Source organism: Stenotrophomonas sp. YJH_SMC_46 (assembly GCF_059370315.1).
On sequence record NZ_JCAFTO010000003.1, the window covers coordinates 859,884 to 886,663 of the forward strand.

Here is a 26,780-nt window from a genome sequence, read left to right on the forward strand (position 1 = left end):
CTCTGCACTGCTAGTCTGCGCGCATCCAAGCGTCTAGTTGTCTGGCCAGCGTGCGATTCTTGTGGGCAGACGCAACCGAATCCGTGCCTGGAACCAAGTTGATACCCAAGCTTGTATTTATCTGCTTGACCCATTCGGGAAAGTGATCAAGCTTGGCGCCGATGATTGGCGGCAGTTGGAAGTCGTTGCTGGTGGGTCTGTCCCGGTAGGCGACGTAGGAGCCATCACCCGAGGTCAGGTTGATTGACCAAGGGCTGTCAGGCCAACTGTTGAGGGTCAGGCTGATCCGAGGATGTCCGCTCTCGCTGCTGTACTCGCCGTCCTGATAGAGGGTGATTCTGGCGCTCCAGTCTCGGATGTTCTGCACACGCCAACCCTGGCGCTGCACCAGCTGGACAGCGTCCCCCGCCATGATCCGCATGTCATGCAGTTGCGCCAGATTTTCACAAAGAGCGACGTACTCGCTGTTCTCCGCGCAGTGTGGTCGGGCGGCTTCGGCAGTCAGGTAAAGCACGGAGAGCGCGTGGTTTCGATCTCCGTCTCCAGACCACTTCCTGACCATCAGGTCATGTGCCATCGGGATGCGCGTGTCCTCATTGAGTTGTGCAATGAGTGCCATGCCCCAATAGAGGATTGGCCCCATTTCCTTGATATCGTGTTGCAGGGATCGGCCGGCTTCGAGAATGATCGGGGCCGACGAGCGGAATGGAAGGAATTTTTCGACCTTCTCTCGCTGGGCATGGAACGATTGGTACTTCCTGCAATGCTCCACCAGATGGGTGCGCTGTTTCAGGTCGGCTGCATTTGCAACCGTGCCACTTGGCAGCTCGCCATGCTCATTGAAGCCGAAGCAGAACAGGTGCTCGAGGCTTCGGCTGGGTGGGCGCGTGCCGTAGCCCATCGGGAGCTTTGTGAGTTCCAGATAGGCTGCAACAAGGGTGGGAAAGTCTCTCTCAGGGAGTCCGGCGACCTTCCAGTCACCCACGCGCAGCCAGTGGAAGTAGAAACGTTGCAGCAGATCCCCAGACAAGTGGCGACCTGCTTTCGGTGCAAGTGCTCCGAGTTGGTAGTGATAGCTCGGGTAAATGTCGCCTTGACATTCCTCAGCAAGCGCAGCTTCTTCCGAGTTAACAAAGGCGACCAGCAGATTGATGTCGGATTGATCCATTGCAGCGCTCCCGGCAAAAAGTGCCTTCCGTCGAAAAGGCGACTTCCTACACTGGCAGGGCGCTGTTGAGCTTCCAATGCGAATAGTTGCAAATGCCATGAACATGCTGCGTATCCGTTGCCCGTACGAGGTCCCGTGTGGAGTCCCCAGCATCGATGCTGGTCTATCAGCCAGCCAGCACGTCAGCCAAAATGCGCCGGCGCTGGTGCGTCCGTGACAGTGCCATCAGTAGCGGCCAGCCAGAAGTGGATTGCCGGCCGGTGGACGTGTAGAGCCGAGCCCATGCTCGGCTCAGGGCAGAAGCAGCCGAGCGTGGACTCGGCTCTACAACCGCGCAGCGTGTGCAACCGGCCACGCTGGCGGATTCGCACGCAGGCCGAACAGCGGCCGCAGCCAACGCACGCGTCGGATCAGCAGTTCGTGGATCAGCAGGCAGCCGCCGACAGTACCGGCCAGCAGCAGGGCCGGTTCCATCCACCAGCCCAACTGAAGTGGCTTGAGCCAGAACAGCAGGGCGATGATCAGGCTCTGGTGCAGCATGTACCACGGATAGATGGCTTCGGTGCAGTACGGCAGCCAGCGGAACGGGCGATCGAGGAAGACCTTTCCCCAGCCGAGGATGGCCAGCAGCGCGGTCCATACGTAAAGCGACTGGCTGGCCCGGCCCTGCAGGTCCCAGAACGGTTCGGGCCATTGCCGCAGCGGGGAATCGGCGGGCAGTACCTGACCGAGGATGCGCAACCCCAGATACCAGCCGACGGCAGCCAGCGCCAGCCATAGCGTGGTGCGGCGCAGGGGGACCACGCGCTCCCAGAACACCGGTTCACGACCCAGCAGGTAGCCGGCCAGGAACACCGTCGCGTACTTCGCGTGCTGGTACCAGTCGCCGAGCAGGGCATTGGTGGACGGGTAGATCGGCTCCAGCCAGATCACCCAGGCCAGCAACAGGGTGGACGGAAGGCCGATCAGCAGCATCGGCGATGCTGCGCAGAGCGCCATCGCGCGGCGAACCACCGCCGTTCCCAGCAATGGCATCAACAGGGCCAAGGCCAGCGTGTAGTTCCAAAGATAGGCCAGGTACCACAGGTGGTTCCAGGTGATGCCGTACTGCCAGCCGGCGAAGCTGCCTTCCGGCCACGGCCGCACCTGCCAGTAGCGCAGCAGGAAGTGGCCGAAGCCGGGTGCCACGTGGCCGTTGGCCACGCCTTCGCAATAGGGCTGGATCGGCACGATCACGAACATGCCGAACAGCAGCGGCAGCAGCAGCCGCCAGGTGCGCAGGCCGGCGAAGCGCAGCAACCTGCCTTCCGGCCGCATCAGCGCGATGGCGATACCCGAGATCAGGAACAGCAGCGACATCCGCCAGCGGTTGACGAACAGCATCGGCCACTGCAGCCATTCGGCGGTATGCACGCTCTTGAGGTGAAAGCCCCAGTCGTCCACGTAGGCCATGGCGGTGTGGTAGAGGATCAGCAGGGCGAAGGCGAACACGCGCAGGGCGTCGATGTCGTAGCGTCGGGTCATGGTGGTGGTGTGCCGGAGAGTCGAGCCAAGGTGACGCCGCCCGGTCCGTGCGGCGACTGGCAAGGGGCCGCTGGAACCGACGCAGTGACCAATGGCGGGGGTGGTGGGACCAATGGAGCCGCTACCCTTTGTCCCTTGAGGCAGGCTGGAGCACCGCAACGACATGGATGCAGCAATGACCCAGGGCCGACCATCGCGCTGGCGTACTTCAACCCGCCTGCTGGTATGGGCGGCGATCCTGTCGGCCTCGGCAGTGACCAATGCGCTGGTGGAAGTGATGGACGCCAGTCGCCGCGGCGCCGATCTCGGGCTGTGGGAGCCGATGATCTGGGAGTTCAGCAGCCTCGGCCTGGTCCTGTTGACCCTGCCGCTGCTGTGGTGGGGCTGCGAGCGCTGGCCGCTGCATGCCGATACCTGGAAGCAGCGGTTGCCGCTGTATCTGCTGGCCAGCGTCGGCTGGTCGCTGCTGCACGTGGTGGGGATGGTGCTGCTGCGGCACCTAGCCTACGGGTCGCTGGGCCATCGCTACCAGGATGATGCCGGCTGGCTGGAGCGTTTTGCCTACGAATACCTGAAGGATGTACGCACGTTTGCGATATTCGTGGCACTGGAGCACTTTGCCAGCTGGTTCGGCCGGCGCAGGCAGGGCGAGGCGAGCCTGCTGGCCGAGCCGGACGTCGGCCCGCCGGTGGAGCCGGTCGAGCGCCCCCAGCACTTCCTGGTGCGCAAGCTGGGCAAGGAGTTCCTGGTCGCCACGGCGGACGTGGAGTACGCCCAGGCCGCAGGGAACTATGTGAACCTGCGGGTACGCGGCCACGACTATCCGCTGCGGATCACCATGGCAGTGCTGGAGCAGCGGCTCGACCCGGGCGAGTTCCTGCGCCCGCACCGCAGCTGGCTGATCCATCGGGGCCAGCTGCGCTCGATCGAGCCGCTGGACGGTGGCGAGGCCCTGCTGCATATGGCCGACGGGGCGAAAGTGCCGTGCAGCCGGCGCCAGCTGCCGCTGCTGCGGCAGGCGCTGGGGGCAGGGTGAGGCCCTCATTCCGGGTACCCGCAGCCTGCGGTATCATTACCAGTCATCTTTTGAATTCATAACCGCCGACATGATCGAACTGAATACTGTCCGCCAGCGCATCACCGATCTGACCGATCGCGTGCTGTCGCTTCGGGGGTATCTTTGACTACGACGCCAAGAAAGAGCGTCTTGAAGAAGTAACGCGGGAGCTGGAAAGCCCCGACGTCTGGAACAACGCCGAGTACGCCCAGAACCTGGGCCGCGAACGTTCCAGCCTGGAAAAGACCGTGGGCGGCATCGCCTCGGTGCTCGATGGCCTGAACGATGCCACCGAGCTGCTGGAGCTGGCCGAGTCCGAGCAGGACGAGGACACCGCCCTGGCCGTGGTCGCCGACCTGGACAAGCACCAGGCCCACGTGGAGAAGCTGGAGTTCCAGCGCATGTTCTCCGGCGAGATGGACAATGCGGCGGCGTTCGTCGACATCCAGGCCGGTGCCGGCGGCACCGAAGCCCAGGACTGGGCCGAGATCCTGCTGCGCATGTACCTGCGCTGGTGCGAGTCACGCGGCTGGAAGACCGAACTGATGGAAGTGTCCGGTGGCGACGTCGCCGGCATCAAGTCGGCCACGCTGCGCGTGGAAGGCGACTATGCCTATGGCTGGCTGAAGACCGAGACCGGCGTGCACCGTCTGGTGCGCAAGTCGCCGTTCGACTCGGACAACCGCCGCCACACCAGCTTCACCTCGGTGTTCGTGTCGCCGGAAATCGACGACAACATCGACATCACCATCAACCCGGCCGACCTGCGTACCGACGTGTACCGTTCGTCCGGTGCCGGTGGCCAGCACGTCAACAAGACCGAGTCGGCGGTGCGCATCACCCACATCCCGACCAACATCGTCGTGGCCTGCCAGACCGGCCGCAGCCAGCACCAGAACCGCGACAACGCGATGAAGATGCTGGCCGCCAAGCTGTACGAGCTGGAGATCCAGAAGCGCAACGCCGAGAAGGACGCGGTGGAAGCCACCAAGTCCGACATCGGCTGGGGCAGCCAGATCCGCAACTACGTGCTCGACCAGAGCCGTATCAAGGACCTGCGTACCGGCATCGAGCGCTCGGATACGCAGAAGGTGCTCGACGGCGACCTGGACGAGTTCGTCGAGGCCAGCCTGAAGGCCGGCCTGGCCGTGGGCTCCAAGCGCGTCGATGCCTGATCGACGCGCCTGCGCGGATAGCATCGCCTTCCGCAACGGAGGGCGATGATGCGCAGCGAAAGTGAACGCAAGGAACTGGGCGGCTTCCTTAAGGCCTGCCGCGCCCGTGTCGACCCCGCCACGCTCGGCCTGCCGGCCGGGCGCCGGCGTACCCCGGGCCTGAAACGCGAGGAAGTCGCGCTGGCGATCGGGGTCAGTGTCAGCTGGTACACCTGGATCGAGCAGGGCCGTGAAGTGCGCGCCTCGCCCGAGGTGCTGGAGCGGCTGGCGCAGGTGCTGCGCATGAGCGACGACGAGCGCGCCTACGCGTTCGCGCTGTCCGGCTACGGCGTGCCGCTGGAATCACCGGACGAGAGCGTGACCGACGGCTTGCGCCAGCTGGTGGAGGCGATGCAGCCGATCCCGGCCTATGTGCGCAACACCCGCTTCGACATCCTGGCCTGGAACCCGGCCATCGCCGATCTGTTCGTGGACTACAGCCAGTTGGCGCCGCACGAGCGCAACACGCTGCGGCTGATGTTTCTGTACCCGCCGTACCGCACGCTGATCCTCAACTGGGAAGAAATGACCCGCGGCCTGCTGGCAGGCTTCCGTGCGGCGATGGCGCAGGCCCCGGACAAGGCCCCGTTCCTGGCGCTGGTGGAAGACATCGCCGCGCACAGCGAGGAGTTCCGCCAGTGGTGGCCGGAGCACGATGTGCGCCGGTTCGATGAGGGTGCGAAGAAGCTGAACCATCCCACGCGGGGGTTGCTGGACCTGCAGTACGTGGCGCTGGTGCCGGAGAGCCGGCACGATCTTTCCCTGGTGACTTACCTGCCGCGGAAGTAGGGGGTGTTCGGCAGGGCTGCGCCCTGCACCCGCAGAGGCTTCAAGCCAAGGCAACAGCAACAGCAACAGCGAGCATCCTTGGGATGGCGGGGCGGTGTGGGCTGGCAGGACACGCCGTGAACCCATCCGTGGGGGCTCGATGGCGCCATCCATGGCGCCAACGGTCCTGCCAACCCACACCGCCCCGCCTCAGACAAATTTCGCGCGGCTGTTGGTAGGTGTCGACCTTGGTCGACACATCTGTCAGATATCGAAAGAAATTCCGGGGTCAGATCCCAAGAGTATTCCCGACAGATCGCGGAAATCTGTCGAAGGCGGGGTGGGTCCGGTTGCGGGGGCGTGAGCGCCATGGATGGCGCGACCGAGGCTACATGGGTGAGGGCGCTTTGCTTGCGAAGCACTGCTTCGCAAGCGCCCGAACGCCCAGCCGCCGGCGGCTGGGCCGGACCCCGGAGGGGGATTCACGCCGTCCCCCGCAACCGGACCCACCCCGCCATCCCACGGAATGCAGGCCTTTGACCTTGACGTTGCCCTGGCCTCTGCGGGTGCAGGGCGCAGCCCTGCCGGCACCTATCCCCATTCAGACAGGTAAGTGCAGGTCACAGGATAAGCAGACGCCTTGTTGCCTCCGCCATTCGGGTCCACATTCCTGCGCAGGAGACGGGCCACCGCCCGTTGTCGAGACACCAGGAGCCCTGCATGTCCGCTGCCCCCACCACCGCCATTTCCCGCGATCCGGCCACCGGCCGGCAGATCGCCAGCCATCCCTTTGCCACCGATGCCGAGCTGGAAACAATCCTCGATCGCGGCCAGGTCGGCTTTGCGACCTGGAGCGTCAAGAGCCTGGAACAGCGCGCAGACGTACTGCGTGCGATGGCCGCCGTACTGCGCCGAGACCGTGAGAAGCTGGCCGCGCTGGCCACTGCCGAAATGGGCAAGGTCCAAGCTGAAGCGCTGGCCGAAATCGAGAAATGTGCCGTGCTGTGCGACTGGTACGCCGACCACGGCGCGCAGTTCCTGCGCGACGAACCGACCCAGGTGCCCGATGACAAGGCCTACGTGTCCTACCTGCCGCTGGGCGTGGTGCTGGGCATCATGCCGTGGAATTTCCCGTACTGGCAGGTGATGCGCGCGGCGGTACCGATCCTGATGGGCGGTAACGGCTTCCTGCTGAAGCCGGCCGAGAACATCGTCGGCACCGCGCAACTGCTCGATGCCGCCTGGCGTGATGCCGGGCTGCCGGAAGGCACCTTCATCGCCGCCAACATCAGCCGCGAGGGTACCAGCCGTGCGATCGCCGATGACCGCATCGCCGCCGTCACCCTGACCGGCAGCGTGGCCGCCGGCCGCAGCATCGCCGCCCAGGCCGGGCAGGCACTGAAGAAGGTAGTGCTGGAGCTGGGTGGCTCGGATCCGTTCATCGTGCTGGCCGACGCCGATCTGGACGCCGCCGTAGATGCCGCGGTCGCCTCGCGCTTCCAGAACACCGGGCAGGTCTGCATCGCCGGAAAGCGCATCATCGTCGAGGACGCGGTCTACGACCGTTTCGTGGCGCAGTTCTGCCAGAAGGTGCAGGCACTGAGCATCGGCGATGGCCGCGACCCGGCCAACCGCATCGGCCCGATGGCCCGCCAGGACTTGCTGGAACAGCTGGATGCGCAGGTACGCGCCTCGGTGGAGGCCGGCGCGAAGCTGCTGGTCGGCGGCCATCAGCTGGATCGCCCGGGCGCGTTCTACGCCCCCACCGTGCTGGCCGACGTGGAGCCGGGCATGCAGGCCTTCGATACCGAGACCTTCGGGCCGGTGGCCTCGATCAGCCGCGCCCGTGATGCCGACCACGCGGTGGAACTGGCCAACCAGAGCGAGTTCGGCCTCAGCGGCAACCTGTGGACCGGCGACCGCGCCCGAGCCATGCAGCTGGCCCGCCGGCTGCAGACCGGCGGTGTGTTCGTCAACGGCTTCTCCGCTTCGGACCCCCGCGTGCCGATCGGCGGCGTGAAGAAGAGCGGCTTCGGCCGCGAGCTCTCGCACTTCGGCATCCGTGAATTCGTCAACGCGCAGACAGTGTGGTTCGACAAGCATTGACGCGCGGCTCTCATCCTTCCTGCAACGATCCACCATCAGTCCAGCACAAAGGACGGCATCCGATGTCCAAGGGTTCAGATCTGCTCGTCGCCGCACTTGAGAACGAAGGCGTCGAGCGCATTTTCGGTATTCCCGGCGAAGAAAACCTCGACGTGGTCGAGTCGCTCCGCCATTCCAGCATCGAACTGGTCATCACCCGCCACGAACAGGCGGCGGTGTTCATGGCGGCCACGTATGGCCGCCTGACCGGCAAGCCGGGCGTATGCCTGGCAACGCTCGGTCCGGGCGCGCTCAACTTCACCACCGGCGCCGCCTACGCGCTGCTCGGTGCGTGGCCGGTGATCATGATCACCGGCCAGAAGGGCATCGTGGCCAGCAAGCAGGCACGCTTCCAGATCGTCGACATCGTCAGCACGATGAAGCCGCTGACCAAGCAGGCGCGGCAGATCGTCTCGGCGCGCACCATCCCGACCATCGTCCGCGAAGCGTTCCGTGTGGCCCAGGAGGAGCGCCCGGGCCCGGTGTTGCTGGAGCTGCCCGAGGATATCGCCGCCGATGAAGTAGAAGGGGTGTCGCTGATTCCGCCGCATGCGGTGGAGCGGCCGATTGCCAGCCCCGAGGCGCTGGACCGCGCCGCGGAGATCATCCGCAATGCCAAGCGGCCGTTGCTGATGATCGCTTCGGCGGCGTCGCGGCCGCAGTCCAGCGAGGCGCTGTCGGCGTTCGTACTACGCGCCGGCATTCCGTTCTTCACCACGCAGATGGGCAAAGGTGCGGTGGCCGGCGGCTCGGGCCTGTACATGGGTACCGCGGCGCTGACCGAACGCGACTACGTGCACATGGCCATCGACCATGCCGACGTGATCGTGACCATCGGCCATGAGGTCACCGAAAAGCCGCCATTCGTGATGCGTCCAGGCGGGCCGACCGTGATCCATATCGGCTACTCGCAGGCGGCGGTGGAGCAGGTCTACTTCCCGCAGGTGGAAGTGATCGGTGACATCGGCCGTTCGCTGACCCAACTGGCCGACCGCATCGAAGGCGCGGTGCCCCATGCCGATGCGCTGCTGCCGCTGCGCGCGACCATCCTCGAGCACCTTGCCGATCGCGCCGAGGACGCTGGTTTCACCCCGCAACGACTGGTGCACGACGTGCGCCAGGTGATGCCGCCGGACGGCATCGTGGCGCTGGACAACGGCATGTACAAGATCTGGTTTGCGCGCAACTACCGCACCCAGGTGGCCAACACATTGCTGCTGGACAACGCGCTGGCGACCATGGGCGCGGGCCTGCCGTCGGCGATCATGGCCTCGATCCTGTACCCGCAACGACGGGTGCTGGCGGTGTGTGGCGACGGCGGCTTCATGATGAACAGCCAGGAGCTGGAGACGGCGCGCCGGCTGGGCCTGAACCTGGTGGTGCTGATCCTCAACGACGGTGCCTACGGCATGATCCGCTGGAAGCAGGCGGTGGATGGTTTCACCGACTACGGCATGACCTTCAGCAATCCCGATTTCGTGAAGTATGCCGAGGCCTATGGCTGCAAGGGGCATGAGGTGACGGCCATCGAGCAGTTCGTCCCGACCCTGGAGGCGGCCTTCAACGAGGGTGGGGTGCACCTGGTGTCGGTGCCGGTGGACTATTCGGAGAACCAGCGGGTGCTGGTGGATGAGTTGCGGCAGGCCTTCCCCGGCAACAGGTAGACATCCAGGGCCAGGCAGGGTCCCGGAGGCGGTCAGATTCCTTTGCGCAGCAGGGGGATCTGACCCCTCTCCCGGCTGGGGCTGGACGGTTTTGGTATGCTGGGCAACCGGCTGTGCCGGGCGCAAGATCCCCCTCACTACACGATTCCCGCAGATCCATGAGCGAAGCTACCGATACCCCCCCCGTCGACGAAAACAAGTTGATCGCCGAGCGCCGTGAGAAACTCAAAGCGCTGCGTGGGCAGGGCATCGCGTATCCGAACGATTTCCGTCGCGAGGACTTCGCCGGCCGCCTGCAGGAAGAGTTCGCCGATGTCGAACAGTGGACCGCCGAGGCGCTGGAAGGCAATGGCCGCCAGGTGAAGATGGCCGGCCGCCTGATGGCCAAGCGCATCATGGGCAAGGCCAGTTTCGCGCAGATCCAGGACGAGTCCGGCCGCATCCAGCTGTTCCTGCAGGGCACGGTGCTGGGCGATGCCTATACCGCCTTCAAGGGCTGGGACGTGGGCGACATCATCGCCGTCGAAGGCGGCCTGACCCGCACCAGGACCGGCGAGCTGTCGGTCAAGGCCGAATCGATCCGCCTGCTGACCAAGTCGCTGCGCCCGCTGCCGGACAAGTGGCATGGCCTGGCCGACGTCGAGCAGCGCTATCGTCAGCGCTACGTCGACCTGATCGTGACCCCGGAATCGCGCGCGGTGTTCATCAAGCGCTCGAAGATCATCCGCGCCATGCGCGCCTGGCTGGACAGCCGCGACTTCCTGGAAGTCGAGACGCCGATGATGCATTACATCCCCGGCGGCGCGGCGGCCAAGCCGTTCACCACCCACCACAATGCGCTGGACCTGGACCTGTACCTGCGTGTGGCGCCGGAGCTGTACCTCAAGCGCCTGACCGTGGGTGGCCTGGAGCGCGTTTACGAGATCAACCGCAACTTCCGCAACGAAGGCGTCAGCACCCGCCACAACCCGGAATTCACCATGATGGAGCTGTACGAGGCCTACGCCACGTACAACGAGATCATGGACCTGACCGAAGGCGTGATCCGTGACGTGGCCAAGGCCGTCAACGGCAGCACCGAGGTCGAGTGGGACGGGGCGAAGATCGACCTGGGCCCGGCGTTCCGCCGTTGGCGCATGGACGAGGCGGTGCGCCACCACAACCCCGAGATTTCCGTCGCCGACTGCACCGACCGCGACGCGCTGCTGCGCCATTGCGAGCGCCTGAATATCCGCGTCAAGCCGTCCTACGGCTGGGGCAAGCTGCTGCTGGAGATCTTCGAGGCCACGGTCGAGCACACCCTGATCCAGCCGACCTTCATCACCGACCACCCGGTGGAGGTCTCGCCGCTGGCTCGTGCCAACGACAACGACCCGGGTTACACGGATCGCTTCGAGCTGTTCGTCAACGGCAAGGAGCTGGCCAACGGCTTCTCCGAACTGAACGACCCGGAAGACCAGGCGCAGCGTTTCCAGGCCCAGGTGGCCGCGAAGGAAGGCGGCGACGACGAGGCGATGCACTACGACGCCGACTACATCCGTGCGCTGGAGTACGGCATGGCCCCGACCGGTGGCCTCGGCATCGGCGTGGATCGCCTGGTGATGCTGCTGACCGGCAGCAGCTCGATCCGTGACGTGCTGCTGTTCCCGTACATGCGTCCGGAGCAGTAAGTCGTCTTTTTGACCCCTGTTTGTGCGCGCCGTCGCGAAATGAGACGGCGCGATTGACGCCTCCCGCACTCGGCGTATCGTTAATGCACTACCTTGACGTCTGTTATGGCTTGATCGGCGCCAGGGGGAGTGCGCATTGTGGAGAGTCCGCTTCACAATGTGATGACGATCATGAACCGGGACGCATGACACGGGAGTCGGGCCGATGCAGGGTGCGAGCGTTCGCAGCGGCAGGGTATCCTCGCCTGCTGATGATCCAGCATGGTCGAGAAACCAGGCGGAGTACGCGTTGAACATCGTCATTGTTGACGACCAGACGTCCGCGCGGACGATGCTGCGTCACGTCATCGAAGACATCGCGCCGGAACTGAGCGTGCATGACTTCGGCGATCCGCTGACCGCATTGGCCTGGTGCGAGGCGCACCCGGTCGACCTGCTGCTGCTCGATTACCGCATGCCGGAGATGGACGGGCTGGAGTTCGCCCGCCGTTTCCGTCGCCTGCCCAAGCACCGCGATATCCCGGTGATCCTGATCACCGTGGTCGGCGACGAGCCGATCCGGCAGGCGGCGCTGGAAGCGGGGGTCATCGACTTCCTGGTCAAGCCGATCCGCCCGCGCGAACTGCGCGCGCGCTGCTACAACCTGCTGCAGCTGCGCCAGCAGACCGAGAACGTGAAGCAGCGCGCGTTGTCGCTGGAGCAGCGCCTGCTGGCCAGCATGCACGAGGTCGAGGAACGCGAACGCGAGACCCTGTCGCGATTGGCACGGGCGATCGAGTTCCGTGATGCCGGCACCAGTGCCTACCTCGAACGCATGGCGCGCGTGGCGGGGCTGATTGCCGAGCAGCTGGGCCTGCCCGAAGACGACGTGCGCCTGATCGAGATGGCCGCACCGCTGCATGACATGGGCAAGATCGCCATTCCCGACGCGGTGCTGCTCAAGCAGGGCAAGCTCAATGACGAGGAGCTGGCGATCATGCGCCGGCATCCACGCATCGGCCACGAGCTGCTCAGTGGCAGCCAGAACCGTTTCATCCAGGTGGGCGCGCTCATCGCGCTGCGCCATCACGAGCGCTATGACGGCAGCGGCTATCCCGACGGCCTGGTCGGCGAAGCGATCCCGCTGGAAGCGCGGATCGTTGCTGTCGCCGATGTCTTCGACGCACTCATCTCACCCCGTCCGTACAAGGAAGCATGGACCATGGAAGCCACACTGGCCTATCTGTACGCACAGCGTGGCCGCCTGTTCGATCCACGCTGCGTGGATGCGCTGATGCGCGGCCGCCAGCAGTTGATGGACATCTGCGCCCAGCACTCGACGGCATCGACGCGACCGGGTGGGTGACATGCAGGACCTGTTCGCACGCGTGAAGCGTCGGCTGGCGCAGCGTCCGGATTCGGAACATGGCCAGGCGATCGTGCGGGTGGTGCTGATCTCGCTGATCCTGATCTATGTTCTGCTGTCCGGTGCCCGCCTGCACCGGTTGGATCAGTACCAGGGCGTGCTGGCAACGGTAGTGACCGGCCTGGGCCTGTCGCTGCTGCTGTTCGGCTGGCTGCTGTGGAGGCCGCAGCGCTCGGACCCGCGACGGGTGGCCGGGATGCTGGCCGATTACGGACTGATCGCGATCGGCATGATCCAGATGGGTGAGCCGCTGGCGTGGGTGTATGCGGTGGTGATGTGGGTGACAGTGGGCAACGGCCTGCGCTTCGGGCCGCGGTACCTGGCCGCTGCCGTCGTGCTGGCCATGGCCAGTTTCGGCACTACGGTGCTGTTGACCCCTTACTGGCAGGCCAACCTGGGCCTGGCGGTTTCACTGTGGCTGGGGCTGTTGGCGGTACCGTTGTGCTGCTCCTCCCTGCTGCGCCGAAGGATGCGACATCCGACCATGGATACGACGCCCGCCACTGGCTCCGACAAGCGCTCGCTGCTGGCCCGCTTCAAGCAGCGCCTGTCCGGGCGCGAGGACAGCGAGCACGCGCAGAACCTGATCCGCATCATCATCACGGCGCTGTTCATCAGCTATCTCGGCTGGCGCTCGCTGAGCGGTGGCGGTGAGGCGCTGACTGCGACGTGGCTGATCCTCGCCTTCGAGCTGACCATTTCCGCAGGCCTGCTGGCCGCGATCCTGGTCAATCCGGGCGTGTCGCATGTGCGCCGGGTGATCGGCATGCTGACCGACTACACCTGCATGGCCTGGATCATGACGATCCAGGGCGAGCCGGCCGCACCGCTGTATGCGGTGATGCTGTGGGTCACGATCGGCAACGGCATGCGCTACGGCAGCACCTACCTGCGCGTGGCCACGGCCATGGGCTGCCTGGCGTTCCTGTGCACGGTGATGCTGTCGCCCTACTGGCGCAGCCACGACTATCTGGGCTGGGGCCTGCTGCTGGGCCTGGGCGCGATTCCGCTGTACTTCGATTCGCTGTTGCATGCCTTGACCCGGGCGGTGGCCGAGGCGCGCCAGGCCAACGAAGCCAAGAGCCGCTTCCTGGCCAACATGAGCCATGAGTTCCGCACGCCGCTGAACGGGCTGGCGGGCATGACCGAAGTACTGGCCACCACCCGCCTGGACGACGAACAGCGCGAGTGCCTGAACACCATCCAGGCCTCGACCCGCAGCCTGCTGGCGCTGGTGGAAGAGGTGCTGGACATCTCCGCGATCGAAGCCGGCAAGGTGCGCGTGGAGTCGCACGAGTTCGCACTGGCCGACGTGCTGCAGGCGATCAACCTGATCCTGACCCCGCAGACCCGCTCCAAGTCGCTGGACTATCGCGTGCAGGTGGACGACAACGTGCCGCCGCGCCTGCTGGGTGATGCCGGGCATCTGCAGCAGATCCTGCTGAACCTGATGGGCAACGCGGTCAAGTTCACCGACAGCGGCTACGTGCATCTGCGCGTGTCGAGCCCGGACGCGCCGGGCAGCCAACGGATGCGCCTGCGATTCGAGATCGTCGATACCGGCATCGGCGTGCCGGTGGCGCTGCGTGGGCGCCTGTTCAATGCCTTCGAGCAGGGTGATGTCGGCCTGGCCCGTCGCCATGAGGGCACCGGCCTGGGCACGGCCATTGCCAAGGGCCTGGTCGAGTCGATGGGCGGGCAGGTCGGCTATGTACCGAACAGCCCGCGCGGCAGCGTGTTCTGGGTCGAGATCACGCTGGACGTCGCAGAGACCGCATCAGCCCCGGCGGTTCCGTCCGAGGTGGCTGAAGCCGGCAATGTCATCGCGTTTTCCAACCCCTTCCTGCGCCATCGTGCACGGGTGCGCAGCCTGCGGGTCCTGGTGGCTGACGATCACGAGGCCAACCGCATGGTGCTGCAGCGGCTGCTGGAGAAGGCCGGCCACAAGGTCACCTGCGTCAACGGCGGCGCCGAAGTGCTCGATGCGTTGGAGCAGGCCAGTTACGACGCAGCGATCGTCGACCTGCACATGCCCGGCATGAGCGGACTGGATCTGCTCAAGCAGTTGCGGGTGATGCAGGCCAGCGGCATGCCTTACGTTCCGGTCATGGTGCTGAGCGCAGACGTCACCCCCGAGTCCATCCTGCGTTGTGAGCAGGCCGGCGCCCGCGCCTTCCTTGCCAAGCCCGTGGTGGCCACCCGCCTGCTGGAAGTGCTGGCCGATGTCGCCGCCAACACCCGCGCCGAGCCCGGCATCCAGTCGGTGCCTGCATTGCCGGTCGGCGATGGCGTGCTCGATACCGCGGTGCTGGACGAGCTGGCGTCGCTGGGCATGGGCGATGGCTTCGAATGCAAGTTCATCGACCAATGCCTGGCGGACGTCGACGCGAGCATGGGCCAGCTGCAGGGCTGCGGCGAGCGCCAGGCCTGGGAGGATTTCCGCGAGCACGCCCACGCGCTGCGCGGCGTGGCAAGCAACCTGGGGCTTGTCCAGGTTGCCGCCTCCAGTGGCGAAATCATGCGCATGGCGGACTGGCAGCTGAAGGGTGAATGGAGCGCCCGCCTCAGCAACCTGGCGACCGCTCTGCGCAACGGCAGGAATGCGTTGGCTGCCCGTAGTGCGGGGGCACCGCACCGCGACGACAGCGAGCGCAGCCCGTCCTGACCCGCCAGACGATCAGGCCGGGTCGCCATTGCGTCGGGCCTGCGCCCGTACCAGCCGATCCATGGTGCGCAGGGACTTCTCGCCGAGCTGCATCGCAGTGTCTACCCAGATCTCGGTGATCCGCATCATTTCATGCAGCGGCACCATGGTGGCGATCTCGTTGACCTCACGCATCGCCGCCCAGGCGTGCGGGATGCGTCGGCTTTCCTTGATCACCTGTTCGACTGCGGCAACACCTTCGCCCACCGGCACCACGATGTCGACCAGGCCCATTTCCTTCAGCTGGCTGGCGGTGTAGAGGTTGCCTTCCAGCATGATCTTCTCCGCCAGCCGCGGACTGATCCGCTGGCACAGGAAGGAGTAGGCGCCCATGCCGGGGAACAGGTCGAACAGCACCTCCGGCAGGCCCATCAACACGCCTTCCTCGGCGACGATGGTGTGGCAGCTCAGTGCGGCCTCGAAGCCGCCCCCCAGTGCATTGCCCTGGACCAGGGCGATGCTGTGGGCACGGGTGCCCAGGCCGGCATGGAAGGCATGCACGCCGCGCACGCAGCGCTGGGCATAGTCGAGCAGGCGGGCGCGGTCGCCCTCGCGGATCAGGCGGCAGAACAGTTCGAGATCGCCGCCCAGGTTGAACACGTCGCTGTCCGAGGCAAGTACGACATGGGGTGACAGAGCGTGCGAGGCGCTGAGGCGATCGCCCAGTTCGCGCTGGTAGTCGACGATGTCATCGACCAGGCGCGAGGCGAAGCACGGCCGGCCTGGCTGGTTGACCAGGTTGGCGTGCATGTGGATCCAGTAAACGTCCCGCTCGGGTTCTTCGGTGATACGCAGGGTAGGGTGCTGCGAGGGACGGGTAATGATGGGGCGTACTGCAGACATGGGAGTTCTCCGTGTGACCGTCCGGCCAACCGCAGAGCGGACGGAGAGGAGTGAGGGGGCGAGCTGAACATGCGGCGGCGACTGATTCTATGCACCCGTCGTGAACCGCCCGCAAGCGCCGGGCCGGCCATGTTCCGGCAATAAAAAGACCCCGCCGTCTCCGGCGGGGTCCCCTGTACTGTCGTGCTGCCCGGAAACCCTTACTGGGCGGGCGTATCACGCAGCTCGCGACGGAGAATCTTGCCGACGTTGGTCTTCGGCAGCTCCTTTCGGAATTCTACGATTCTGGGGTGCTTGTAACCGGTCAGGTTGGCCCGGGCATGTTCCTTGACCATTTCCGCGGTCAGGTTCGGATCCTTCTTCACAATCACGACCTTCACGACCTCGCCGGACTTCTCGTCCGGGACACCGACCGCAGCCACTTCCAACACGCCGGGCATCATCGCGATGACGTCCTCGACCTCGTTCGGGTACACGTTGAAGCCGGACACCAGGATCATGTCCTTCTTGCGGTCGACGATGTAGAAGAAGCCCTGTTCGTCCATCTTCGCCATGTCGCCGGTGTGCAGCCAGCCGTCGGCGTCGATGGCGGTGGCGGTTTCCTCCGGGCGCTGCCAGTAGCCCTTCATCACCTGCGGGCCCCTGATGCACAGCTCGCCCACTTCGCCCAGCGCCAGGATGTTGCCGTTGTCGTCCTTGATGCACGCATCGGTGGACGGGATCGGCAGGCCGATGGCGCCGTTGTACTCGGGCAGGGTGAGCGGGTTGATGCAGGCTGCCGGTGAGGTCTCGGTCAGGCCGTAGGCCTCGACCAGGGTCACCCCGGTGACCTTCTTCCAGCGTTCGGCCACGGCACGTTGCACGGCCATGCCACCGCCCAGGGTGAACTTGACCGAGGAGAAGTCGATCTCGTCGAAGCCGGGGGTGTTGAGCAGGCCGTTGAACAGCGTGTTGACACCGGTGATGGCGGTGAAGCGGGTACCCTTGAGCTCCTTGACGAAGCCCTTCATGTCGCGCGGGTTGGTGATCAGGTGGTTGCAGCCACCGAATTTCATGAAGACCAGGCCGTTCGCGGTCAACGCGAAGATGTGGTACAGCGGCAGGGCCGTGATGATCACTTCCTTGCCCGGCTCGATGCCTGAAGTGGACAGCCACGCCGACGCCTGCTGCATGTTGGCGATCAGGTTGCGGTTGGTCAGCATCGCGCCCTTGGCCACGCCGGTGGTACCGCCGGTGTACTGCAGGAAGGCGATGTCGTCGTGGTCGATCTCGACAGGCGGAAGCGCGTGGCGGCTGCCCAGCTTGAGCGCCTGCCTGAAGCGGACGGCACCCTTGATGTGGTAGTTGGGCACCATCTTCTTGACGTACTTCAGTACGAAGTTGACGATCGCGCCCTTGGCGCCGAGCAGGTCGCCCAGGCCGGTGGTGACCACGTGCTTGACCGGCGTATCGGCGATGACCTGTTCGACGGTGTCGCCGAAGTTGTCGACCACCACCAGCGCACTGACGCCGGCGTCGACCAGCTGGTGCTTGAGTTCGCGCGCGGTGTACAGCGGGTTGACGTTGACCACGGTCAGTCCGGCGCGCAGCACGCCGAAGGTGGCCACCGGGTACTGCAGGCAGTTGGGCATCATCAGGGCGACGCGGTCACCCTTCTTGAGCTTGAGCTCACCCAGCAGGTAGGCGGCGAACTGGGTGACCAGCGCGTCTGTCTCACCATAGGTGAGGACCTTGCCGAAGCTGGAGTAGGCGGGACGGTCGCGGAATTTCGCGACGGAAGCGTCGAAGACCGAAGCTACCGAATGGAACTCGTTGACGTCGATTTCGGCGGGAACGCCTTTCGGATAGCTCTGCAGCCAGGGACGATCCAGACTCATATTCCCCCTCCAGGAATCGTGATGTATTAGGTTCGGCCCCGAGCGTATCGACAATGGCCGTTCATTGCAGCATACCCCGCCGTAGGGAAAACGCGAAGAGGGGTTTGCGTAGCGCATTGTGCGAACGCGTCAAACGGCGCCGGGCATGGCCTGGCGCTACCGAAGGCAGGACGCGCCTGGTAGCGCCGGGCCATGCCCGGCGGGTGTTTCAAGGTGTGCGGCTGGCTCAGCCCTGCTTGCGCACCGGTGCACCGTTGGCCTTGTAATACGGCGCTGTGCTGCGGGCCAGCGGGGTGCGGCCGCGGATCACGTCGGCCAGCTTCTCGGCCATCATGATGGTCGGCGCGTTGAGGTTGCCGGTCACCACCTGCGGCATGATCGAGGCATCGACGATGCGCAGGCCTTCCAGCCCGTGCACGCGGCCCTGGCCGTCGACCACCGCCATCGGGTCATCGGCATGGCCCATCTTGTTCGAGCACGACGGGTGGTAGGCGGTCTCGGCATGCTCGCGCACGAATGCGTCGATCTGCGCGTCGGTCTGCAGCGCGCTGCCCGGCGAGATCTCGCGGCCGCTGTACGGTGCCAGCGCCGGCTGCGCGAAGATCTCGCGGGTGATGCGGATCGCCGCGCGGAACTCACGCCAGTCCTGCTCGTGCGACATGTAGTTGAACAGGATGCTCGGATGTTCGCGCGGATCCTTCGAACGCACATGGATGCGGCCGCGGCTGGGCGAGCGCATCGAACCGACGTGCATCTGGAAGCTGTGCGCCTTGATCGGGTTGGAGCCGTTGTAATTGATCGCCACCGGCAGGAAGTGGTACTGCAGGTTCGGCCAGTCGAATTCGGCGTCGCTGCGGATGAAGCCGCCGGCCTCGAACTGGTTGCTGGCGCCGATGCCGGTGCCCAGGAACAGCCACTCGGCACCGATCGCCGGCTGGTTGTACAGCTTCAGCGCCGGGGCCAGCGAGACCGGCTTCTTGCACTCGTACTGCAGGTACATCTCAAGGTGGTCCTGCAGGTTGGCGCCGACGCCCGGCAGGTGGTGTACCAGGTCGATGTCCAGGCTGCGCAGCAGGTCGGCCGGGCCCACGCCCGAGCGCTGCAGGATCTGCGGCGAGGCGATGGCGCCGCCGCACAGCAGCACCTCACGGCGGGCGGTGGCACGCTGTGGCTGGTCGTTGTGCAGCCACTGCACGCCCACCGCACGCTTGCCCGAGAACAGGATGCGGTCGGTCAGCGCGTGGGTGACGATGGTCAGGTTCGGGCGCGGCTTGGCCAGGTCCAGGTAGCCGCGGGCGGTGCTGGAACGACGGCCCTTCGGGGTCACCGTGCGGTCCATCGGGCCGAAGCCTTCCTGCTGGTAGCCGTTGAGGTCGTCGGTGCGCGGGTAGCCGGCCTGCACGCCGGCCTCGACCATCGCAGCGAACAGTTCGTTGTTGCCGGCCTTGGGCGTGGTCACGCGCAGCGGGCCATCGCCACCGTGGTAGTCATTGGGTCCGATGTCGCGGGTTTCGGCCTTGCGGAAATACGGCAGGCAGTCCAGGTAGGTCCAATCCTCCAGGCCCGGCATGCTGGCCCAGTTGTCGTAGTCCATCGCGTTGCCGCGGATGTAGCACATGCCGTTGATCAGCGACGAGCCGCCCAGGCCCTTGCCGCGTCCGCAGTCCATGCGGCGGTTGTTCATGAAGGGCTCCGGATCGGTCTTGTACGCCCAGTTGTAGCGCTTGCCCTGCAGCGGGAAGGCCAGCGCCGCCGGCATCTGGGTACGGAAGTCGAGCCGGTAGTCCGGGCCACCGGCTTCCAGCAGCAGCACGCTGACATCGGCATCTTCGGTGAGGCGGGTCGCCAGCACGTTGCCGGCCGAACCGGCGCCGATGATGATGTAGTCGTACTCGTTATGGGTGCTCATGGGTGTCTCCTGCAGGCCGGGGCGCGCTGCATGCAGGCGTCGCGGCGGAATGTCGGATCGGCGCGGTGGCCGGACGAGAGGGCGTGCTCGGGGCGCGCCGGTCAGAACACGCTGGCGTAGTCGCCCAGCTCGACCTGCACCGACTTGATGCGGGTGTAGTGGCCGAGGGTGGAGATGCCGTTTTCGCGGCCGACGCCGGATTCCTTGTAGCCGCCAACTGGCATTTCGGCCGGCGATTCGCCCCAGGTGTTGATCCAGCAGATGCCGGCTTCCAGGCGGTGGATGATGCGGTGGGCGCGGCTGACGTCCTTGCTGACCACGCCGGCGGCCAGGCCGAAGGTGGTGTCGTTGGCACGACGCACCACTTCGTCTTCGTCGTCGTAGGCGAGGATGCTCATCACCGGCCCGAAGATCTCTTCCCGGACAATCGTCATGTCATCGCGGCAGTCGGAGAACACGGTCGGCAGCACGTAGGCGCCATTGGCCAGCGCGCCTTCGGTGGCGCGGCCGCCGCCGGTCAGCAGGCGGGCGCCTTCGGCCTTGCCGCTCTCGATGTAGCGCAGCACGTTTTCCATGTGCGGGAAGCTGGTCAGCGGGCCGAAGTTGGTGTCGGCGGCCATCGGGTCGCCGATGCGGATGCGCTTGACGCGCTCGACCACGGCGGCCTCGAAGGCGGCCAGCATGCTGCGCGGCACGAACACGCGGGTGCCGTTGGTGCAGACCTGGCCGGAACTGAAGAAGTTGGCCATCACCGCGATGTCGGCGGCGCGGTCCAGATCGGCGTCATCGCAGATCACCAGCGGCGACTTGCCGCCCAGCTCCATGGTCACTTCCTTCAGCGACGAGGACGCGGCGCTGGCCATGACCTTCTTGCCGGTGGCGACGCCGCCGGTGAAGGAGATCTTCTCGATCACCGGGTGCTCGGTCAGCCACTGGCCGATCTCGCGGCCCGGGCCCTGCACGACGTTGAACACGCCGGCCGGCACACCGGCTTCGGTGTAGATCTCGGCCAGGCGGATCGCGGTCAACGGGGTCACTTCGGAGGGCTTGAACACCATCGCGTTGCCGGCAGCCAGGGCCGGGGCCGACTTCCACATGGCGATCTGGATCGGGTAGTTCCAGGCGCCGATGCCGGCGACCACGCCCAGCGGCTCGCGGCGGGTGTAGAAGAAGCTCGATTCGCGCAGCGGCAGCTGGATGCCTTCGATGGCGGTGGCCAGGCCGGCGTAGTACTCGACCACGTCGGCGCCGGTGACGATGTCCACGGCGGTGGTCTCGGCCAACGCCTTGCCGGTGTCCAGAGTCTCCAGCTGGGCCAGTTCGTCGTTGCGCTCGCGCAGGATCTCGACGGCGCGGCGCAGGATGCGCGAACGCTCCATGGCAGTCATCGCCGCCCATACCTTCTGGCCTTCGGCCGCGCTCTGCACGGCGCGTTCGACGTCGGCCTGGCTGGCGACCTGCACCTCGGCCAGGACTTCACCGGTGGCCGGGTTGACGGTCTTGAAGGTCTTGCCGCTGGTGGCATCGACCCGCTGGCCGTGGATGTAGAGCTGTTGGACGGGCAGGGTGGTCATGGGGCGTACTCCTTGGAAGGGGGCGGGTGCTGAAGCGCTTATAGCGCGACAGCCTGCAACTGGAAGTCGATATAGCCGTAAGCGATGCGCCGGGACTTCTCGGCGTTGAACTGGCCGCCGACCAGGCTGCCACGCAGCCACAGGCCGTCGATCATCGCGGCCAGGCCGCGGGCGGCCAGGCGGGCCTGCGGGTGGGGCAGCAGGCGGTTGAACTGGTGGCACAGGTTGGAGAACAGGCGCTGGTCGTTGGCGCGCTGCAGGCGGGCCAGTTCCGGCTGGTGCATGCTCGCGGCCCAGAAGGTGAGCCAGACGCGCATCGCGGTGCCGTTGATCTGGCTGTCGTCGAAGTTGCCGTCGACGATGGCGCGCAGCTGCTCGCGCGGGTCGTCGCTGGCGTCGGCGCGGTAGCGGGCGACCGCGTCCTTCAGCTCGCGCAGGATCTGCCGCATTGCAGCATTGAGCAGGCCGTCCTTGTCGCCGAAGTAGTGGGCGACGATGCCGCTGGACAACCCTGCCTTCTTCGCGATGGTGGCGACGGTCGCATCGGCCATGCCGATCTCGTCGATGGTCTGGAAAGTGGCCCGGATCAGCTGTTCGCGCCGTACCGGTTCCACGCCTTTCTTCGGCATTGTCTCTCCACGGATTGCGACCCGAAGGATCGGCTGCCCGCCATTATGCTTTTTATTGATTGAACGTTCAATCAATAAACCCTAGGATGCGCTCGCGCCCCACGCCATGGGCCCGGTTTACCGGTCCGGCCCCGCCCATGTGCTCCCCCGGACTGATGAGACGATCCCATGTCTTCCCTGGCTCATCCCAAGCGTTCGCCCCTGCGCTTGAACCGTTTTGTCTTCCTCAGCTCCTCGGTGTCGATCGGCATCCTCGGGCTGCTCACCGTTCTCTATCCCGAAGGCAGCGAGCACTGGCTGCAATGGGCGCAGGCCGAGGTGTCGGCCGCGTTCGGCTGGTGGTACATGCTGCTGATCGTGCTGTGCCTGGGCTTCGTGCTGTGGCTGGCGTTCTCGCCGTATGGCCGCATCCGCCTGGGCCACAACGAGGAATCACCGGCCTTCGGCTACGTGGCCTGGGTCTCGATGCTGTTCTCGGCCGGCATCGGCATCGCGCTGCTGTACTACGGCGCCTACGAGCCGCTGGACCATTTCCTGCATCCGCCCGGGCAACCCGGCGGCACCGTGGCCGCCGGCCGCGAGGCGATGGTGCTGACCTTCCTGCACTGGGGCCTGCACGGCTGGGCGCTGTATGCGCTGGTCGGTGTGGCACTGGGCTACTTCGCCTACCGCCGCGACCTGCCGCTGGCGCTGCGCTCGGCGCTGTACCCGATCTTCGGTGAGCGCATCCATGGCCGCATCGGCGACATGGTGGATGGCTTCGGCATCCTGGCCACGCTGATCTCGATGGTGACCAACCTCGGCATCGGCGCGCTGGTGGTGCAGTCCGGCCTGGTCTACCTGTTCCACATCCCGGATACGCCGCAGGTGCTGGTGGCGATCGTGCTGGTGATGATGGTGGTGGCCACCATCGGCGTGGTTGCAGGCGTGGAAAAGGGCATTGCCTGGCTCTCCAACCTCAACGTGCGCCTGCTGTGCGGCCTGCTGCTGTTCGTGCTGGTCACCGGCCCGACCCTGCACCTGTTCGATGGCCTGATCCAGAACACCGGCGATTACCTCGGTGCGTTCGTGCGCAAGAGTTTCGACATGTACCTCAACGACCCGAAGGGGCGTGAGTGGATGGGCTCGTGGACGCTGTTCTACTGGGCCTGGTGGATCGCCTGGGCGCCGTTCGTCGGCCTTTTCGTGGCGCGCATCTCGCGGGGACGCACCATCCGTGAAGTTGTCATGGGCGTGCTTCTCATCCCGCTCGGTTTCACCCTGGCGTGGCTGTCGATCTTCGGCAACACCGCCATCGACCTGGTCCTCAACCATGGCCAGGCGATCCTGGGCGACGTGGCCCAGCACGATGCGGCGATGACGCTGTTCAAGCTGCTGGAATACCTGCCCGGCGCGCCGTACGTGGCCGGTGCTGCGGTGGTGATTGGTTTCGTGCTGTTCCTGACCCCGGTCGATTCGGGCACGCTGATGATCGCCAATCTGTGCACCCGTCGTGTCGATGACGGCGTCGAGGACGGTCACGACGCACCGATCTGGCTGCGCGTGTTCTGGGCGGCGGGCATCACCGTGGCCAGCGTTGGCCTGCTGCTGGCCGGCAACTTCAGCGCGATGCAGACGGCGGTGGTGCTGTGCGGCCTGCCGTTCTCGTTCACCCTGGCGTTCTACATGTGGGGCCTGCTGAAGGCGCTGCGCACCGACCCGGACGCACCGCGCCGCTGAGTGCTTCTGTAGAGCCGAGCCCATGCTCGGCTGCTGTCGGCGCAGAAGCAGCCGAGCGCAGGCTCGGCTCTACAGGGGGGTGCATCGCAAACGGAAAGGGCCGGATCCGTGCGGATCCGGCCCTTTTCCGTTACTTGCTGGCCAGCTGGCGCAGCACGTACTGCAGCAGGCCACCATGGCGGAAGTACTCGACTTCCTTCGGGGTCAGCAGCATCACCGAGACCTCAAAGGTCTTCCTGGTGCCATCGGCCTTGGTCGCGGTGACCGTGGCGCGCTTGCTGGCACCGTCCTGCAGGCCGGTGATGTCGATCACTTCCGACCCGTCCAGACCCAGGCTCTGCGCGTTTTCGCCGTTGCGGAACTGCAGCGGCAGCACGCCCATGCCTACCAGGTTGGAACGGTGGATGCGCTCGAAGCTCTCGGCGATGACCGCCTTCACTCCCAACAGCAGGGTGCCCTTGGCCGCCCAGTCGCGCGACGAGCCGGTGCCGTATTCCTTGCCGGCCAGCACCACCAGCGGCACCTTTTCAGCCTTGTACTTCATGGCCGCATCGTAGATCGCCAGCTTCTCCGGCTGACCGCCGCCGGCCGGGTAGTACAGGGTGTTGCCGCCTTCCTCGCCACCGAACATCAGGTTCTTGATGCGGATGTTGGCGAAGGTGCCGCGGACCATCACGTCATCGTTGCCGCGGCGGCTGCCGTAACTGTTGAAGTCGGCCGGCTGCACGCCGCGCTCCTGCAGGAAGCGGCCTGCCGGCGAGTCCTTCTTGATGTTGCCGGCCGGGGAGATGTGGTCGGTGGTGATCGAATCGCCGAACAGGCCCATCACGCGTGCACCATGCACGTCGTCGATGCTGCCGGTCTGCATGGTCATGCCATCGAAGTACGGCGGGTTCTTGATGTAGGTGGAGGCATCGCTCCACTCGTACAGGTTGCCGTCTGGCGAGGCGATGGTGTTCCAGCGGGTGTCACCCTTGAACACGTCGGCGTAGTTCTGCTTGAACATCTCCGGGCCGATGGTCGCGGCGATGACATCGCCGATTTCCTTGTTGCTCGGCCAGATGTCGCGCAGGAACACCGGCTGGCCATCGCTGCCGGTACCGAGCGGCTGGGTGGTCAGGTCGATGTCGGTGGTGCCGGCGATGGCGTAGGCCACCACCAGCGGCGGGCTGGCCAGGTAGTTCATCTTCACTTCGGGGTGCACGCGGCCCTCGAAGTTGCGGTTGCCGGACAGCACCGAGGTGACCACAAGATCGCCGGCGGCGATGCCGGCGCTGACTTCGGTCGGCAGCGGGCCGGAGTTGCCGATGCAGGTGGTGCAGCCGTAGCCGACCACGTAGAAGCCGATCTTCTCCAGCTCCTTCAGCACGCCGGCTTTTTCCAGGTAGTCGGTGACCACGCGCGAGCCCGGCCCGAGCGAGGTCTTCACCCACGGCTGGCGATTCAGGCCCTTGGCGGCCGCATTGCGGGCCAGCAGGCCGGCACCGATCATCACCGCCGGGTTGGAGGTGTTGGTGCAGGAGGTGATGGCCGCGATGACCACCGCGCCATCTTTCAGCCGCACCTTGCTGCCTTCGATCTCGATGTCGGCGAAGCCCTTGGCCAGCTGCTCGTTGCCGACCGCCGCGCCACCGCCTTCGTTGACGAAGGTGGCAACGTCCTCGCTGCGCTTGTCACGGTTGGCAGTCAGGCCGACCAGCGCTTCGCGGTAGTTCTTCTGCACGTCTTCGAGCAGGACGCGGTCCTGCGGACGCTTCGGGCCGGCCAGCGACGGCTTCACCGTGCCCATGTCCAGTTCCAGCGTGGTGCTGTACTGGGCATGCGGGCTGCCCGGTTCGTGCCACAGTCCTTGCGCTTTGGCATAGGCCTCGACAAGGTTGATCTGCTCTTCGCTTCGGCCGGACAGGCGCAGGTAGTTCAGCGATTCGGCGTCGATCGGGAAGATGCCGCAGGTGGCGCCGTATTCCGGGGCCATGTTGCCGATGGTGGCGCGGTCGGCCAGCGGCAGGTGCTGCAGGCCATCACCGTAGAACTCGACGAACTTGCCGACCACGCCCAGCTTGCGCAGCATCTGGGTAACGGTCAGCACCAGGTCGGTGGCGGTGGCGCCCTCGGGCAGCTTGCCGGTCAGCTTGAAGCCGACCACCTGCGGGATCAGCATCGACGACGGCTGGCCGAGCATGGCCGCCTCCGCTTCGATGCCGCCCACGCCCCAGCCCAGCACGCCGATGCCGTTGATCATGGTGGTGTGGCTGTCGGTACCGAACACGGTATCCGGGTAGGCCACGGCCTTGCCATCCTTCTCCGCGGTCATCACCACGCGGGCCAGGTTTTCCAGATTCACCTGGTGCACGATGCCGGTGTTGGGCGGCACCACCTTGAAGTTGTCGAAGGCCTTCTGGCCCCAGCGCAGGAAGCCGTAGCGTTCCTGGTTGCGCTGGAACTCGATCTTGCCGTTGAGGTCCAGCGCGTCGGGCTTGCCGAACACATCTACCTGCACCGAGTGGTCGATGACCAGTTCGGAGGGAATCTGCGGATTGATCTGCTCCGGCTTGCCGCCGAGCTTGACGACGGCGTCGCGCATCGCGGCCAGGTCGACCACGCAGGGCACGCCGGTGAAGTCCTGCAGGACCACGCGCGCCGGCATGAAGGCGATTTCGGTGTCCGGTTCGGCCGCCGGGTTCCAGCGGGCCACGGCTTCGATGTGGTCCTTGCCGACGGTGATGCCGCCATCCTCGTGCCGGAGCAGGTTCTCCAGCAGGATCTTCATCGAGTAGGGCAGGTGGGAGATATCGAAGCGCTGGCCCAGCGTGGGCAGGCTGAAGTAGTCGTAGGTCTTGCCGCCGACGTTCAGCTGGCTGCGGGTGGAGAACGAATCGCTCATGCGGGGTAACTCCTTCTTGCGGATGG

17 protein-coding genes are annotated in these 26,780 nt (G+C 65.7%); 9 read left to right on the forward strand and 8 right to left on the reverse strand.

Going from position 1 to position 26,780, the window contains the following annotated elements:
• Nucleotides 1-10 precede the first annotated feature (10 nt).
• Together AC5P8C_RS13530 and AC5P8C_RS13535 are read right to left on the reverse strand one after the other, a co-directional pair.
• Nucleotides 11-1,168, reverse strand: coding sequence for a hypothetical protein (locus tag AC5P8C_RS13530; protein WP_233652892.1), 1,158 nt, complete (start codon nucleotides 1,166-1,168; stop codon nucleotides 11-13).
• A 324-nt stretch (nucleotides 1,169-1,492) separates the two neighbouring features.
• The gene (locus AC5P8C_RS13535; RefSeq protein WP_495218917.1) at nucleotides 1,493-2,692 is read right to left on the reverse strand and encodes an acyltransferase family protein; all 1,200 of its coding nucleotides are present in this window, start codon (nucleotides 2,690-2,692) and stop codon (nucleotides 1,493-1,495) included.
• Between the two features lie 175 nt (nucleotides 2,693-2,867).
• Between AC5P8C_RS13535 and AC5P8C_RS13540 the strand changes: the two genes are divergently transcribed.
• From AC5P8C_RS13540 to AC5P8C_RS13575, 8 genes are all read left to right on the forward strand, one after another.
• The gene (locus AC5P8C_RS13540; RefSeq protein WP_019661469.1) at nucleotides 2,868-3,728 is read left to right on the forward strand and encodes a LytTR family DNA-binding domain-containing protein; all 861 of its coding nucleotides are present in this window, start codon (nucleotides 2,868-2,870) and stop codon (nucleotides 3,726-3,728) included.
• A gap of 70 nt (nucleotides 3,729-3,798) precedes the next feature.
• Nucleotides 3,799-4,924, forward strand: a protein-coding gene (gene prfB, locus AC5P8C_RS13545) for a peptide chain release factor 2 (RefSeq protein WP_495218918.1) whose coding sequence is annotated in 2 segments (ribosomal slippage) — nucleotides 3,799-3,873 and nucleotides 3,875-4,924 — 1,125 coding nt in all. Because the reading frame shifts where the segments join, the coding sequence is not laid out codon by codon here.
• A 45-nt stretch (nucleotides 4,925-4,969) separates the two neighbouring features.
• Nucleotides 4,970-5,752: a helix-turn-helix transcriptional regulator gene (locus AC5P8C_RS13550; RefSeq protein WP_019661470.1), complete on the forward strand. Its 783-nt coding sequence runs from the start codon at nucleotides 4,970-4,972 to the stop codon at nucleotides 5,750-5,752.
• A gap of 699 nt (nucleotides 5,753-6,451) precedes the next feature.
• Complete coding sequence (locus AC5P8C_RS13555; RefSeq protein WP_021202066.1) at nucleotides 6,452-7,837, forward strand: NAD-dependent succinate-semialdehyde dehydrogenase; 1,386 nt, start codon at nucleotides 6,452-6,454, stop codon at nucleotides 7,835-7,837.
• A gap of 62 nt (nucleotides 7,838-7,899) precedes the next feature.
• Nucleotides 7,900-9,540, forward strand: coding sequence for an acetolactate synthase large subunit (locus tag AC5P8C_RS13560; protein WP_019661472.1), 1,641 nt, complete (start codon nucleotides 7,900-7,902; stop codon nucleotides 9,538-9,540).
• A gap of 158 nt (nucleotides 9,541-9,698) precedes the next feature.
• Nucleotides 9,699-11,210 carry a lysine--tRNA ligase gene (lysS, locus tag AC5P8C_RS13565; protein WP_019661473.1) on the forward strand — a complete coding sequence of 504 codons (1,512 nt, stop codon included), beginning with the start codon at nucleotides 9,699-9,701 and terminating at the stop codon, nucleotides 11,208-11,210.
• 205 nt (nucleotides 11,211-11,415) lie between these two features.
• Nucleotides 11,416-12,555 (forward strand): cyclic di-GMP phosphodiesterase response regulator RpfG, encoded by a 1,140-nt coding sequence (rpfG, locus tag AC5P8C_RS13570; protein ID WP_019661474.1) that lies wholly within the window; start codon nucleotides 11,416-11,418, stop codon nucleotides 12,553-12,555.
• Nucleotide 12,556: 1 nt separating this feature from the next.
• Complete coding sequence (locus tag AC5P8C_RS13575; protein WP_233652889.1) at nucleotides 12,557-15,280, forward strand: response regulator; 2,724 nt, start codon at nucleotides 12,557-12,559, stop codon at nucleotides 15,278-15,280.
• Nucleotides 15,281-15,292: 12 nt separating this feature from the next.
• On the opposite strand, the gene rpfF is transcribed toward AC5P8C_RS13575, so the two are convergent.
• From rpfF to betI, 5 genes are all read right to left on the reverse strand, one after another.
• Nucleotides 15,293-16,162 carry a diffusible signal factor synthase RpfF gene (gene rpfF, locus AC5P8C_RS13580; protein ID WP_012480080.1) on the reverse strand — a complete coding sequence of 290 codons (870 nt, stop codon included), beginning with the start codon at nucleotides 16,160-16,162 and terminating at the stop codon, nucleotides 15,293-15,295.
• A gap of 200 nt (nucleotides 16,163-16,362) precedes the next feature.
• Nucleotides 16,363-18,039 carry a long-chain fatty acid--CoA ligase gene (locus AC5P8C_RS13585; RefSeq protein WP_019661476.1) on the reverse strand — a complete coding sequence of 559 codons (1,677 nt, stop codon included), beginning with the start codon at nucleotides 18,037-18,039 and terminating at the stop codon, nucleotides 16,363-16,365.
• A 226-nt stretch (nucleotides 18,040-18,265) separates the two neighbouring features.
• Nucleotides 18,266-19,948: a choline dehydrogenase gene (gene betA, locus AC5P8C_RS13590; RefSeq protein ID WP_010482497.1), complete on the reverse strand. Its 1,683-nt coding sequence runs from the start codon at nucleotides 19,946-19,948 to the stop codon at nucleotides 18,266-18,268.
• 101 nt (nucleotides 19,949-20,049) lie between these two features.
• On the reverse strand, nucleotides 20,050-21,522 hold the full coding sequence (gene betB / locus AC5P8C_RS13595) for a betaine-aldehyde dehydrogenase (RefSeq protein WP_019661477.1): 1,473 nt from the start codon (nucleotides 21,520-21,522) through the stop codon (nucleotides 20,050-20,052).
• Between the two features lie 38 nt (nucleotides 21,523-21,560).
• Nucleotides 21,561-22,151 (reverse strand): transcriptional regulator BetI, encoded by a 591-nt coding sequence (gene betI / locus AC5P8C_RS13600; protein WP_005409501.1) that lies wholly within the window; start codon nucleotides 22,149-22,151, stop codon nucleotides 21,561-21,563.
• Nucleotides 22,152-22,319: 168 nt separating this feature from the next.
• On the opposite strand from betI, the gene AC5P8C_RS13605 reads away from it, so the two are divergent.
• Entirely contained in the window at nucleotides 22,320-23,870 is a 1,551-nt protein-coding gene (locus AC5P8C_RS13605; RefSeq protein WP_019661478.1) for a BCCT family transporter, read from the forward strand.
• Between the two features lie 130 nt (nucleotides 23,871-24,000).
• Here AC5P8C_RS13605 and acnA read toward each other — a convergent pair whose 3' ends face one another.
• The gene (acnA, locus tag AC5P8C_RS13610) at nucleotides 24,001-26,754 is read right to left on the reverse strand and encodes an aconitate hydratase AcnA (RefSeq protein ID WP_019661479.1); all 2,754 of its coding nucleotides are present in this window, start codon (nucleotides 26,752-26,754) and stop codon (nucleotides 24,001-24,003) included.
• Nucleotides 26,755-26,780: the final 26 nt, after the last annotated feature.

Coding starts and splice junctions, on each gene's coding strand:
- AC5P8C_RS13530 (WP_233652892.1), bottom strand. CDS start 1,168: ATGGATCAATCCGACATCAATCTGCTGGTCGCCTTTGTTAACTCGGAA.
- AC5P8C_RS13535 (WP_495218917.1), bottom strand. CDS start 2,692: ATGACCCGACGCTACGACATCGACGCCCTGCGCGTGTTCGCCTTCGCC.
- AC5P8C_RS13540 (WP_019661469.1), top strand. CDS start 2,868: ATGACCCAGGGCCGACCATCGCGCTGGCGTACTTCAACCCGCCTGCTG.
- AC5P8C_RS13550 (WP_019661470.1), top strand. CDS start 4,970: ATGATGCGCAGCGAAAGTGAACGCAAGGAACTGGGCGGCTTCCTTAAG.
- AC5P8C_RS13555 (WP_021202066.1), top strand. CDS start 6,452: ATGTCCGCTGCCCCCACCACCGCCATTTCCCGCGATCCGGCCACCGGC.
- AC5P8C_RS13560 (WP_019661472.1), top strand. CDS start 7,900: ATGTCCAAGGGTTCAGATCTGCTCGTCGCCGCACTTGAGAACGAAGGC.
- lysS (WP_019661473.1), top strand. CDS start 9,699: ATGAGCGAAGCTACCGATACCCCCCCCGTCGACGAAAACAAGTTGATC.
- rpfG (WP_019661474.1), top strand. CDS start 11,416: ATGCAGGGTGCGAGCGTTCGCAGCGGCAGGGTATCCTCGCCTGCTGAT.
- AC5P8C_RS13575 (WP_233652889.1), top strand. CDS start 12,557: ATGCAGGACCTGTTCGCACGCGTGAAGCGTCGGCTGGCGCAGCGTCCG.
- rpfF (WP_012480080.1), bottom strand. CDS start 16,162: ATGTCTGCAGTACGCCCCATCATTACCCGTCCCTCGCAGCACCCTACC.
- AC5P8C_RS13585 (WP_019661476.1), bottom strand. CDS start 18,039: ATGAGTCTGGATCGTCCCTGGCTGCAGAGCTATCCGAAAGGCGTTCCC.
- betA (WP_010482497.1), bottom strand. CDS start 19,948: ATGAGCACCCATAACGAGTACGACTACATCATCATCGGCGCCGGTTCG.
- betB (WP_019661477.1), bottom strand. CDS start 21,522: ATGACCACCCTGCCCGTCCAACAGCTCTACATCCACGGCCAGCGGGTC.
- betI (WP_005409501.1), bottom strand. CDS start 22,151: ATGCCGAAGAAAGGCGTGGAACCGGTACGGCGCGAACAGCTGATCCGG.
- AC5P8C_RS13605 (WP_019661478.1), top strand. CDS start 22,320: ATGTCTTCCCTGGCTCATCCCAAGCGTTCGCCCCTGCGCTTGAACCGT.
- acnA (WP_019661479.1), bottom strand. CDS start 26,754: ATGAGCGATTCGTTCTCCACCCGCAGCCAGCTGAACGTCGGCGGCAAG.